The 12,027-nt window shown below is 60.2% G+C and carries 13 protein-coding genes and 1 pseudogene; 5 read left to right on the top strand and 9 right to left on the bottom strand.

All coding sequences use genetic code 11. From position 1 onward, the window contains the following. Positions 1-125 precede the first annotated feature (125 nt). Positions 126-389: pseudogene (locus G9U53_RS10725) on the top strand (HNH endonuclease family protein); the annotation flags it as partial. Between the two features lie 25 nt (positions 390-414). Here G9U53_RS10725 and G9U53_RS10720 read toward each other — a convergent pair. From G9U53_RS10720 to G9U53_RS10705, 4 genes are all read right to left on the bottom strand, one after another. Next, entirely contained in the window at positions 415-585 is a 171-nt protein-coding gene (locus G9U53_RS10720; protein ID WP_007734610.1) for a hypothetical protein, read from the bottom strand. Between the two features lie 353 nt (positions 586-938). After that, positions 939-1,307, bottom strand: a complete 369-nt coding sequence (locus G9U53_RS10715) for a hypothetical protein (RefSeq protein WP_029537646.1) — start codon at positions 1,305-1,307, stop codon at positions 939-941. Positions 1,308-1,595: 288 nt separating this feature from the next. Then, complete coding sequence (locus G9U53_RS10710; RefSeq protein ID WP_042452525.1) at positions 1,596-2,714, bottom strand: Ig-like domain-containing protein; 1,119 nt, start codon at positions 2,712-2,714, stop codon at positions 1,596-1,598. Positions 2,715-2,769: 55 nt separating this feature from the next. Next, complete coding sequence (locus tag G9U53_RS10705; protein WP_047269544.1) at positions 2,770-3,984, bottom strand: Ig-like domain-containing protein; 1,215 nt, start codon at positions 3,982-3,984, stop codon at positions 2,770-2,772. Positions 3,985-4,254: 270 nt separating this feature from the next. Here G9U53_RS10705 and G9U53_RS10700 point away from each other — a divergent pair, with 270 nt between their 5' ends. The 3 genes from G9U53_RS10700 to G9U53_RS10690 are packed head-to-tail and all read left to right on the top strand — an operon-like array spanning position 4,255 to position 6,889. After that, complete coding sequence (locus tag G9U53_RS10700; RefSeq protein WP_064688509.1) at positions 4,255-5,781, top strand: SulP family inorganic anion transporter; 1,527 nt, start codon at positions 4,255-4,257, stop codon at positions 5,779-5,781. Between the two features lie 35 nt (positions 5,782-5,816). Continuing rightward, positions 5,817-6,242: a MerR family transcriptional regulator gene (locus G9U53_RS10695; protein WP_007734605.1), complete on the top strand. Its 426-nt coding sequence runs from the start codon at positions 5,817-5,819 to the stop codon at positions 6,240-6,242. 26 nt (positions 6,243-6,268) lie between these two features. Continuing rightward, positions 6,269-6,889, top strand: coding sequence for an L-threonylcarbamoyladenylate synthase (locus G9U53_RS10690; protein ID WP_003945756.1), 621 nt, complete (start codon positions 6,269-6,271; stop codon positions 6,887-6,889). 34 nt (positions 6,890-6,923) lie between these two features. Here the strand turns inward: G9U53_RS10690 and G9U53_RS33500 are convergent, their stop codons facing one another. The 4 genes from G9U53_RS33500 to G9U53_RS10675 all read right to left on the bottom strand — a co-directional run bounded on the left by G9U53_RS33500 (position 6,924) and on the right by G9U53_RS10675 (position 10,731). Beyond that, complete coding sequence (locus G9U53_RS33500) at positions 6,924-7,808, bottom strand: alkyl sulfatase dimerization domain-containing protein (RefSeq protein WP_242692519.1); 885 nt, start codon at positions 7,806-7,808, stop codon at positions 6,924-6,926. A gap of 5 nt (positions 7,809-7,813) precedes the next feature. Further along, complete coding sequence (locus G9U53_RS33495) at positions 7,814-8,836, bottom strand: MBL fold metallo-hydrolase (RefSeq protein WP_242692491.1); 1,023 nt, start codon at positions 8,834-8,836, stop codon at positions 7,814-7,816. 99 nt (positions 8,837-8,935) lie between these two features. Beyond that, positions 8,936-9,499 carry a helix-turn-helix domain-containing protein gene (locus tag G9U53_RS10680; RefSeq protein ID WP_054826166.1) on the bottom strand — a complete coding sequence of 188 codons (564 nt, stop codon included), beginning with the start codon at positions 9,497-9,499 and terminating at the stop codon, positions 8,936-8,938. Further along, entirely contained in the window at positions 9,496-10,731 is a 1,236-nt protein-coding gene (locus G9U53_RS10675) for a cytochrome P450 (RefSeq protein ID WP_165638653.1), read from the bottom strand. The genes G9U53_RS10680 and G9U53_RS10675 overlap by 4 nt, the downstream gene beginning before the upstream one ends. Before the next feature lie 108 nt (positions 10,732-10,839). Here G9U53_RS10675 and G9U53_RS10670 point away from each other — a divergent pair, with 108 nt between their 5' ends. After that, positions 10,840-11,685 (top strand): glycosyltransferase family 92 protein, encoded by an 846-nt coding sequence (locus tag G9U53_RS10670; protein WP_165638652.1) that lies wholly within the window; start codon positions 10,840-10,842, stop codon positions 11,683-11,685. Between the two features lie 109 nt (positions 11,686-11,794). Here the strand turns inward: G9U53_RS10670 and G9U53_RS33905 are convergent, their stop codons facing one another. Further along, positions 11,795-11,923 (bottom strand): hypothetical protein, encoded by a 129-nt coding sequence (locus tag G9U53_RS33905; protein ID WP_003945944.1) that lies wholly within the window; start codon positions 11,921-11,923, stop codon positions 11,795-11,797. Between the last annotated feature and the right edge of the window lie 104 nt (positions 11,924-12,027).

Raw genomic sequence — 12,027 nt, 5'->3', positions numbered from 1 at the left:
GTGCGTGTCGGCGGTGTCATCGGCGTACCTCGCTGCCTGCAGATAACACCGTCGCCCACATATCCCGAATCCGTGGAAGGAAGCCCAGGATGATGTCAACGGCACTACCTACTAGCTACGGATTACATGTAGTCGCACTCTCGGACGCCTGGCAGAAGGGCGCACAACAGCTCGATACACAGACGCGAACCAATCTGGCCAACGACCCTCGAAACCTGCGCGCTGTCGACGGGCCCACGAACCAGAAGAAGTCGGATTCCGACGCGGCGTCGTGGCTGCCACCCAACAAGGCCTACCGCTGCCAGTACGTGACTGCTCAAGTGGAAGTCAAAGCGGCATACGGTTTGTGGGTCACCCAAGCCGAACACGACACCATCGCAGACATTCTCGCGACCTGCTGAACTCTTGCGATGATCAGCGGCCCTTGATCAGATACCGCACAATCGCCATTCCGAGCGCGAGGCCCACTACGGTGGCGAGCGCTGCAACCAGACCGTGACCGGTCAGTGCGACGAACACACCGGTGATGACTGCGACGACGGCAATGATCCCCGCGTCCACTCTGCTTTGACCACGTTCAGGCATGGCACTCTCTCGTGCCGTCTGGTCCGTCCGCTCCCCTCGTAGCGGACGGACCCAGCGGCAATCTGTCGAAATGCGCGAACTCCGGTGGCCTCACCGGGCTGACTTTGCGGGCGGTCCTGCGAGGCCGGCACGTTCCCCGGAGCCAACTCACATCGGTTCACGAAGTCCGTACATTCGCAGAATATACCGATTGGTAGGTAATTACCGAGGGCTAAAGTCCCTGGTCATGGACTCATGCGACGAGTGGTCGGAAACTCGAGACGAACGAGCACATCCGCGAGGCGAGCGTTAGCCGAGATAGCAGAGGTCCGTGGCCACGGCCAGAGGCCCATCTGGAATCAGAGCGGAGACGTCTATGACCCGAAAAGTGATCCGAGATCCAACGATCCGACTGACGACACTCGCTTCCAATCAGCGCAATATGCGGTGGTGAAGCGAGAATCCGTCAAGAGAATCGTGACTGTCGCCGGTTCGAGGGTGCTTTCGAACTCGAGGACATTCAATTCACCATCGCCGTCGACCTTCGCTCGGCCGTATATGCACGGCATGTCAGCTGATACGGGCCCAGACGTCGTGTAGGTTCCCGGCAACACCTCCCACGGCACGTCGAACAGTCCGTGACCAGGAATCGTTCCCGGCGCTGCTGAGGCCGCAGACGTCCCGATCATTGCCACACCGACAGCTACTGCTGCAGCGGACGCGAGCAAACTAACCTTGCGCATTTTCCCTACCTTGTTCATACCTGAACCGCAGCGGCGAGTTCGAAGGCTTGTTGATGTAAGAACCCGCGGTTCGCGCAGTTCTTCAACTAACGGTAGTAAAAGGGCACCAGTTTTGGTGAGCTACCTTTTGTGGTTCTGGCCCGATTTACGTGACGGAGACTCCCATTGAGAAAAACTGGGAACGCCGGCGTTGCGGCTCTCGGCATGATTCGAACCTGTCATTCCAGTATTCGATCACACACCCGTCTTCGAGCCGAAACGTCGACGCTCCCCTGCCGTTTGGGTGACTCAGCCTCCGAGTGAGCCCGTCGGCAGCTTCGAGAAGATGTCCCCGAGGCTTCCGGTTCCACCAGGAGTTTCCGGTTCCGTCGGATCCACCGGCTCGACGACGATGACACCAGGCACGGTGACGGTCACGGTCTTGTCCGCAGATTCCGAAGAACTGAACTTCTTGGTACCCAGGAACTTTGCGGTGATGCGATGCTCGCCCTGGTCGCGGAACGGCCAGACCAGTTCTGCATGGCCATTGGAATCGACTGTGGCGCTGCCGATCTTCGTATCGCCGTCGAAGAACTCGACCGTTCCCTCACCCGGGTTCGGGTCGATACTCGCCGCAATCTTGACGTCTTCGCCCGTCAGTGCCTCCAGTGCGACAGCGACCATCGTCTCGGTCTGGTTGGTCGTGAAGACCTCGGTAGTCGAGAGGGCGTTGCGTCCTTCCCCCGCAGCAACACAATACCCAGCGGCATTGACCCACCGGGACTCACCGAAACTCATGCTCGTGTCTTTGATCTTGATGCTCGGGCTCGTCGCCCCGGCGCGCAGGTGCGTCGTCGCATTTCCCTCGTCGGACCGAGCTTCGAGTTTCAATTCGACTGCCGGCAAACGAAAGTCCGTGTTCGCCTTGACTTGCAGCCCTTCCTTGGGCTTGTTGTCGTTCGCGCTCGGACCGTCGTTGACTGTCTTGTTGCCGGTACCGGTAATTCGCAGGTACTCACCCGCCGGGTTCGCGTTTCCGTCTGCGCCCACCCGGAGCAGCACCGCAGTCTCGCCGGTCAAGTTGGACGACGAATCACCGACGAGGGAGTACGAAACCAGGGTTGCCCCTTGCGGTAGTGCGATGTCGTACTTGATACGACCGGTGTCCGAATCCGAACTACGCATGGTGCCTGGATGCAATTTCACTGTGAACTGTTCGCCGGGACGCACGGACGTGGGCGCCGTTACCTCCATGTTGTCGGAGAACGACGAATCCCAATCGGTGGCGCCGTCGACCCGGCACTTGTGTTCGAAGGAAACGGTCCGCGTCACGGTATCGGAAGCCGCTGCCACCGGCGCGGACACAGCGAGGAGTCCGGCCGCGAGTGCTGGTACGACAGCGCAAACTGCCAGAGTGCGGGGGTTCATGTGTTGCCTTTCAGAAGAACTCGGCCATTGAAAGTTCAGTGAGGTAGGACCGTGATCACTTGCCACCGAGCGAACCCGTTGGCAGCTGCGGCAGAACGGACTCAAGGCTGCCGAGACCGCCCGGAGTGCCCGGATCGGTCGGGTCGGGATCGACCGGACCTGTGGTGTCACCGGTCACCGTGAGTACGTGTGCCGCCGACGTGTACTTCGCCTCGTCTCCGGTAGCGGTGAATACTGCAGTCACGGACTTGGTACCCGCCTTACCGAAGGTGAGATCCAGGCGCGCAATACCGCGAACCACCGGCCGCGGGTCACCGACGGGTTTGCCGTCGACCATGAACTGTACTGTTCCCGTTGTGTTTTCCGGATCGACGTGAGAAGCAAAAGACACCTTGGTACCGGTCGCGGCGGTAGCCGGTCCTTCGAGCTTAGTCACGATGTCCGCGCCTGGCTCAGGATCAACGGGCCCCAGGTCCCCGTCGATCTTCGTGGATGCCAGGGCGCCGGCACCGGCATTGAGGGGGCCGGTCTCAGCGTCGCGCGGCGAGCAGGATGTGGGCGCCCAGATGGTTCCCGCGAGCCAGTGACTGACCTGAGGGAGGAAGGTCAAAAATGACTCGGGCCCGCCGAAAGTACCTGCAGCACCCGAAGTCCGGACATTGGTTTCGACTGCGCCGGACGGCCCGGCCTTTACGGTGATTCTGATCTTCGGAAAGACGATGTTGGTCTCGACTCCGGACTGAGCATTGATCGCAAGCCCGCCGTGCGCACCCGACGACGATGACGGACTGTTGCCGATCGCTTCGTTTGCGCCGGACAACCGGAGTATCGGACCGTCCGCTGCGGGAGTGCCGTCTTCGTTGACACGAATCACCGAAGCAGGTTTCCCGGCAATAACATTGCCCGGATCGGTGACCGTCGCCGAAACGAACTCCGCGTTGGTCGGAATCGGCAGATCAATCTTCAGACGCGAGATCTTCTTGACGCTTGCGCCGCTCACATCGTTCGGGATCTGGACGCTACCCGGATCCACGTCGATGTCGAAGACCTGACCTGGCGCGACTACCGTCGGAGCCGAAACCCGCACCGTAGCAGGCTTTCCGTCTGACGAAGGACCGGAGAACGCACTCGGAACTGCGCGGCACGTGACCTGGAACGTTGTCGACGTGGTTTCTGCAACGGGCGCCGCGGTTGCCGGAATCACGGCCACAGCGGTTCCACCGGCAAGGAGGCCGGTAAGGAGCGCAGCATTCAGTAGGCGTTTTGACATGATGCCCTCTCGGAACAACCTGATTGACGTTTGCCGCCGAACTGTAACGGAGCCAGCGCCCGAGTTGACCCTTTTTCAATAAACAAACACCACACAGTAGGTAAATACTTGGTAAGGGTTACTGGTCGTCACATCTGACCGCCACCGCGAGCGTTGCCCCTTTCGATCAATCTCGCGATTCGAGATCCACTGCGGGGAAACACAATTCGACAGAAATCCGCGCCGTAGTGAGAACTCCGTTCATATTCTACCCTTACAGGAGGGTAGAGTATGAGAACCTCGTCAGGACGGAATCTCATGGCAGTAACCATCGCTTCATCCACCAACGACAATTCGGTTCGGGCCGCGCTCCGGTCACCTCACCGTCTCAAAACGGAGGTTTTGGCCGGACTGGTCGTGGCGTTGGCACTGATTCCCGAGGCGATCTCGTTCTCGATCATCGCCGGCGTCGATCCGCGGGTAGGACTGTTCGCGTCGTTCACGATGGCAGTGACCATCGCCGTCGTCGGCGGACGACCCGCAATGATCTCCGCAGCTACCGGCGCCGTCGCACTGGTCGTCGCTCCACTGACGCGCGAGTACGGAATCGACTACCTGATTGCGACAGTCCTTCTGGCCGGCCTTCTCCAGATCGTGCTGAGCCTCCTGGGCGTCGCAAGGTTGATGCGCTTCATTCCGCGCAGCGTCATGGTGGGATTCGTCAACGCACTCGCCATCTTGATCTTCATCGCCCAACTCCCCCACCTGATCGATGTTCCGTGGCTCGTCTACCCACTCCTTGCAGTCGCACTTCTGATACTCGTATTCCTGCCGAAACTGACGAACTCCGTCCCGGCTCCACTGGTGGCAATCGTGCTACTGACAACCGCCACAGTCGTTTTCGCGTTCGATGTCCCCAACGTCGGCGACGAGGGCGAGCTTCCGTCGAGCCTACCGACGCTACTGTTCCCCGATGTCCCCCTGGACATGCACACACTGTCGATCATTGCGCCGTACGCATTGGCCATGGCGCTCGTCGGACTCCTCGAATCGTTGATGACGGCCAAGCTCGTCGACGACGTCACGGATACGCACTCGAACAAGACCCGAGAAGGGTGGGGCCAAGGCGTCGCGAACATCGTCACCGGCTTCTTCGGGGGCATGGGAGGGTGCGCGATGATCGGCCAGACCATGATCAACGTCAAGGTCTCCGGCGCTCGCACTCGAATCTCGACTTTCCTGGCGGGCGTGTTCTTGCTGATACTCGTCGTCGGCCTCGGCGATGTGGTGGCGTTGATTCCCATGGCCGCATTGGTGGCCGTCATGATCATGGTCTCGGTCGGCACTTTCGATTGGCACAGCATCAATCCGAAGACCCTGCGCCGCATGCCGATCGGCGAGACAGTGGTCATGTTGGTCACCGTGGTAGTCACCGTCGCGACCCACAATCTTGCCTACGGCGTGATCGTCGGAGTGATCACCGCGATGGTCATCTTCGCTCGCCGCGTCGCGCATCTCACCGAAGTGATCGACGTCGCGCATCCGGACGAGGACACCCGTGTCTATGCGGTTCGAGGCGAACTGTTCTTCGCATCCAGCAACGATCTGATCTACCAGTTCGACTACGCCGGCGACCCGAAGAACATTGTCATCGATCTGTCCGAGTCTCATGTCTGGGACGCGTCGACCGTCGCGACACTGGACGCCATCACCACCAAGTACGCGGCCAGAGGCAAGAATGTCGAGATCGTGGGGCTCGACGACGCATCGGCCGAGCGCCACCTGCGCCTGTCCGGTCGCCTGGGTGACGGTCACTGAGAGTATGGAAGCCCAGCGCGAGGAAAGTGGGAGTGATGTCTGAGCCGGAACATGCGGGCCAAGGGCCGAACATGCAGATCGGACAGGTTGCCGAACGCACCGAACTGTCGATCAAGACGATTCGTCATTACGACGAGGTCGGTCTGGTTACTCCGTCCGAGCGGAGCGCCGGAGGATTCCGCCTCTATACCGAGGCCGATGTCCAACGGCTACTGGTAATCCGACGAATGAAGCCGCTCGGATTCAGTCTCGAAGAAATGAAACAACTTCTCGATTCTCTGGCAGTGCTCGGCGACGAAGCTTCGGACGCGTCAACGCGCACCGCTGCAACCGAATTCGTCACCGACTGCCACACCCGGGCGGAAGAAAGCTGCACACACTTACGTAAGCAACTTGCCTACGCCGAAGAGCTGACGGGTTTGCTCGCCGACCACAGTCTCAACGGTGAACGGCATTCGTGATCTGCAAGCTGAACTAAGCTGAGTTGATGGCCCGATACTTCGACGTTCACCCGGAAAACCCGCAGCCGCGCGCGATCAGCCAGATCGTCGAAATGCTGCGCAACGACGCGGTCATCGCCTACCCCACCGACTCCTGCTACGCCCTGGGCGCCCGAATGGACAATCACTCGGGCACCGATCGGATCCGCGAGATCCGTCATCTGCGTTCGGACCATCACTTCACGCTGGTCTGTGCCGATTTCGCGCAGCTCGGGCACTTCGTCCACGTCACCAACTCGGCGTTCCGCGCGGTGAAAGCGGCTACGCCTGGGCAGTACACGTTCATCCTTCCCGCCACGAAGGAAGTTCCGCGTCGGCTGGCACACGCCAAGAAGAAGACCGTCGGAGTGCGTATCCCCAGCCACCCGGTAGTGCGGGCACTCTTGCAAGAGTTGGGTGAACCCATCCTCTCCAGCACCCTTCTCCTGCCCGGCGCCGAGGAACCGATGACGGACGGCTGGCAGATCAAGGAAGAACTCGACCACCAACTCGACGCCGTCATCGACTCGGGTGACTGTGGAACCGAACCCACCACAGTCGTCGACTATTCGTCCGGTGTTCCCGAAATCGTGCGGGTCGGCGCGGGAGATCCTTCTCGTTTCGAATGATCCCCCGCCCGGGCCACATCATGGAGTCGACCAGTCACGGCGTGACGATATCGAACCACAGATCGAAGTCCTCCAGCAGCGAGATGAACGTCTCCAGTTCGGACTGATCTCCCACAGCTTTTGCCGTTCCGGCCTTGATGGATTCGGTGAGCGAGGTCGTTCCCAGATACACCTCGTTGAACACGGCACGGGTCAAGGTCAGAGTCAGGGCGGCCGAAGCATCTGCCTTGTCCATGCCGTAGTTCAGCACGCCGTTGCGCACTGTGACCAGGACGTTGTCCGCGGTGTCCGACAACACGAATCGCAACGACAGGTCGACGTCGGCGGCCTTCGGGCCATCGAGGCGAACTGCCCAGAAGTCCAGCATCTGTTCGAGCGGCATCACTGCGACCACGGCCGGGCCAGTGGGGTTGTTGGACGGCATCGGCGCCAGCGGATGCCGCAATTCCATCGCTCCGACCAGGTAGAAGTTGCGCCACGTACCGTTCTCGGCTTGGTAGCCGAGTTGTTCGTACGTGTCCGCCAACAACTCTCGCGCTTTCTGATTACTCGGATCGGCGAACACCAGATGGTTCACCAACTCCGCGGCCCAGCGGTAGTCTCCGTCGTCGAACGCCTGCTTGCCCTTGGTCAGAAGTGCGTCCGGCCCGCCGACGGCTTCGACGTAGCGCTTGCCGTTCTCCACCGGCGGATGGGGATTGAGATGAGCGGGAACGCCGTCGAACCAACCGAGATAGAAGGTGTAGATCGCTTTGACGTTGTGACTGAGCGAACCGTAGTACCCACGGTTGTACCACTGCTTTCCGATGGCGTCGGGTACCTCGATCTGGTCGGCAATCTCTACCGGTGTCAGTCCCTTGTTGGCAAGGCGCAACGTCTGATCGTGCAGATACTTGTACAGATCTGCCTGATCCGACATCAGCTTCAAGATCTTGTCGTTGCCCCACGTGGGCCAATGATGCTGCGCAAAGATGATTTCGACGTCGGGGAACAGTTCCATTGCCAGACGCACGTAGTGCGACCACGCTTTGGCGTCGCGAGTCTTGGCGCCGCGCAACGTGTATAGATTGTGCATCGTGTGCGTGACGTCCTCAGCTGACCCGAGCGCCTTGAAATCTGGTAAATAGAAGAGCATTTCGGATGGCGCTTCGTTCCCGGCGCGAGCATGAACGTCACGCGCACACCGTCGATGACCTCTTCGTGCACCGGTTCGGTGATGACGTCGGTAGGCACGGCGAACGTCGAAGTGCCGTGCGAAGTGGACAGGCCGAGACCACCGGATACCTGCCCTTGTGGCCCCGGACGCAGGAACGATCCGTACATGTACATTCCGCGACGTGTCATCGCCGTGCCGGCAAGTACGTTCTCGGAAATCGCTTCCTCCGTGAAACTGTCTGGTGCGTAGACCTTTACGGCACCGGACTCGATCTCTTCGTCGGTGACAAATCCTTTGACACCGCCGAAGTGATCGCCGTGGGAGTGCGTGAAGATGATTGCCTTGACCGGAACCTTCGGGCGGTGCTGGTAGTACAACTCCAGCGCGAGAGCGGCTGTTTCCGCGGACATCAGAGTGTCACCGATGATCAACCCGGTGTCGCCCTCGATGATCGTCGTGTTCGACAAGTCCTGGCCGATCACCTGGTACAGACGATCAGCCAGCTTGAACAGTCCACCGCCCTTTCCCATCAAAGTGGCTTGGCGCCACAGACTCGGGTTGACGGTATCCGGTGCATCGCCGTCGGCGAACCCGTAGGCGTCGTACGAGAAGATGAACTGCCCTCTGTCACCTTTGACCAGTCCGCCATCGATGAGCGGTGCCACGAGACCTCGAGAAATCAGTTCGAAGTCGAAGGTGTCGCCGAAAGGAAGGTCACGGAGAACCTGGGCATTTGCCAGGCGAGTCGCTTCGGTGGCGGGCTTGGGGTCGAGTTCGGACGGTGTAGTCATCTTCTCTTACGCTCCTCGGGAACTCGCGGTGACCTGTGTCGGGATATCGGTTCATCCTCGATCCCCACGCAGCCCTCGCGCATCACCCGGAAGGGATGATCAGGTGGCCCGTCCAGCAATCAACAGCGCAACGACGAACTCACGCACCAACGTCCGCTCGTCGTTCTCGTCCGCCCCCGGCACCATGAGCAGCGAGAGAATCACTCGCACGATCCAGCGCGCCCGCGACGCTGTGCCTGCTCCGAGTTCACCGAGCATCGCGACACCAAGTCCGTTGATGACGTCGGATGAATTGGCAAGTTCACCGGCAAGACTCGCATCACCCGGGGTGAACCATGCAGCCAACGTCGGAGTGCTACGCACCGCGGAGACTGCGGTGAGTATGGCCGTCTCCAGACGCTCACTCGGGTCGTCGATGGTCGCTACCGATTCCGCGATCGCAGTTCCCAGCCTGCGAGCTTCGCGGTGAACGAACGCAATGTGAAGAGCCTGCCGATTCTCGAAGTACCGATACAAGGTGGCCCGGGAACATCCTGCAGCAGAGGCTATCTCCGCCATACCGACCGCGTTGACGCCTTTCGCGACGAACAATTGTGCCGCGCTGTCGAGGATCTTCTCGGCTGCCGCCAAGGCGCGCCCCTCGCCGAGCCAGTCGTTGCTCATGGCCGAGTCACCGACATCGGAGCCGAGAGCGGACGGCGCACGTAGTTGCCCGGCGCGTATTGCATCGCGTCGATGTCGACATGGAAGTCGGGAATCCGGGAAAGCAACTCTTCCAAAGCAACTCGCGCCTGCATTCGAGCTGCCGATGCGCCCAGACAATGGTGGGCGCCATGGCTGAAGGTGAGGATCTTCTGCGGTCGACGCAAGACGTCCAACTCCGCCGCGTCGGGTCCGTACTTCTCGGGATCACGATTGGCCGCACCGTACATCAGCAGAACCTTACGTCCTGCCGGAATCACTTTGCCACCCAAGGCCACATCTCGCGTCGTGGTGCGTGCCAGTCCTTGGACCGGTGAGGTGAGTCGAAGCAACTCGTCGACCGCGTCGGTGATCAATGCGGGATCGTCCAGCAGGATCTGACGCTGGTCGAGGCGTTCGGTCAGCATCGCCGCCGAACCACCCAGCATTCCTGTCGTGGTGTCGTTTCCACCGGCCACCATGGTGAAGGCGAAGCCCAGAATCGACAGCAGGCCGGACATGTCGCCGTCTTCACCGAGTCCAGCGGCGAGTAGGTGCGAAATCGTGTCGTCACCCGGTTCGACCTTGCGGCGTTCGATCAGCGAAGCGAAGTACATCATCAGCTCACCGGTGGCGGCCTGCGCCGTCGTCGCTGCCGCGGCCACACCACCTGCCGAATTGGCAGCGACAATGGCTTCGGTCCAGCCGTCGAACTGGTCACGGTCCGATTCCGGCACACCCAGATAGTGTGCGACAACCATCGACGGCAACGGTTTGAAGAGCTCGACGACGATATCGCCGCTGCCACGCGCTTTCAGCGCCTCGATACGTTCGACGACAAATTCGCGAACCATCGGCTCGACCGCCGATACCTGACGCGGAGTGAAACCCTTCGACACCATGCGCCGGAACTCCGACTGCACTGGCGGATCCTGCATCACGAACGGCGGATTGTCCTGCATCCCGATCTGTTCGAGTTCACCGTAGACAGTGGTCAATCCCTTTGCCGACGAATACGTCTCGTAGTCGCGAGCGGCGTTGTAGACGTCTTCGTGACGGGTGAGCACCCAGTAGTCGTCCCGCGGCGCAGCTTCCGGCACAACGTTGTGCACCGGGTCGTTCTCGCGCAATGCGTCGTACATGGCCCAGGGCGAACGCCAGGACTCCCCGGTGGAAGGTACAAACCGTGGCGAATGTGACACAGAAGTTATCATGACTCGACTATGAGACAAATAGCCGAATGTGTCAACGTTCTACGATCAACCGTTCCTACGAGCAGCATTGAGTAACTCGCATCCACGCAGAGCACTATCGTGTGTCGGGTGATCACGGATCCGAAGAATCATCCGAACAGCTCTGACGCCGGGCGCCGCGCCGTGGTTGCGGTCCTGCTCCCCCGCGAACATCTCCCCTTCATCAGGGACTGGTGCCTGCACCACATCGAGCAAGGCTGGGAGGTTGTTCTCTACGACAACACCGGTTCCGTCGGGTCCACCCGCAAGACAAGCGCATTCAGTCTCAACCGTTGGCACGGCCGCAGCGAGGACAAGAGAGGCAACTCTTACGGCGCCTTCACCCGATCGATGTCGGACAGTGAAGTTCAGGTCGCATTCCGCAAAGAACTGCAAGACCTTTCGGTGACGATCGTCGACTGGCAACCGCGCGACGCGGACGGTCGGATCGTGCACGGACAGGTAGAGGCGTACGTCGATTACGTGAGCCGGTACCGCGACACCGTCGCATGGGCAGCATTCGTCGACGCCGACGAATACCTCCAACACGCACCAGGATTGGACTGGGAGGTTCTACTTGCCGGCGTAACTCAGGCGGGTTCGCACCGCGTCGTTCTCGATGCTCTGGTCTACGAATCCAGGTGGACGCGCGACGGACAATTGCGAGACGTCGAGGAATTGAAATGCCTTGGGCTACAGAGCCATGGTTGCAAGAACATACTGAGGCTGTCGGAGATTTTGCGAGCAGACGTCCACTGGGGATGGAAGACAAGCGAACCGGACAGCCTGGTGCGGCCGGACAGATCGCTCTACTACTTCCGCCACTACCGCGGTTCGGAGGCGATGCTCGACTACACTCCGCTGCCGAACTTCGGACCTCAGGTCCACGAAGAAGGTGTGGATGTTCCGGCAGCAATGGACGTATCACAGAATTGAATGTGCCTGCAAGACACAGATATTCAGGTGCAGACAAACCTCCGGCCCGCGTCCACGAAGGCAATGCCTTCAGGTCGCGGGCCGGAGTGCTACCTATCCGAAAAACGGATCAGGAAAGCGACTGTGCAGCGGTGACTGCAGAAATGATTGCGATAACACCAGCGAAGAGACCGGCAACTCCGCCGATGCCCTTGCCGATTGCTTCCCAAGCCTTGAGGTCGTCTGCTGTGGAACCCATGTCTATCTCCTCATCATGGAATGTGTGCGCGTGCCTCGCGCCAGGTGTGTAACGGCGCTCACATTATCTGTAAGACGCCCGATTTTAAAAGTCGTACCACCAAG

It is taken from the genome of Rhodococcus sp. D-46, from assembly GCF_011290655.1.
Taxonomy (GTDB): Bacteria; Actinomycetota; Actinomycetes; order Mycobacteriales; family Mycobacteriaceae; genus Rhodococcus_F; species Rhodococcus_F qingshengii.
The sequence above is the reverse complement of the archived record's forward strand: the minus strand, read 5'-3'. Positions and strand labels throughout refer to the sequence as shown.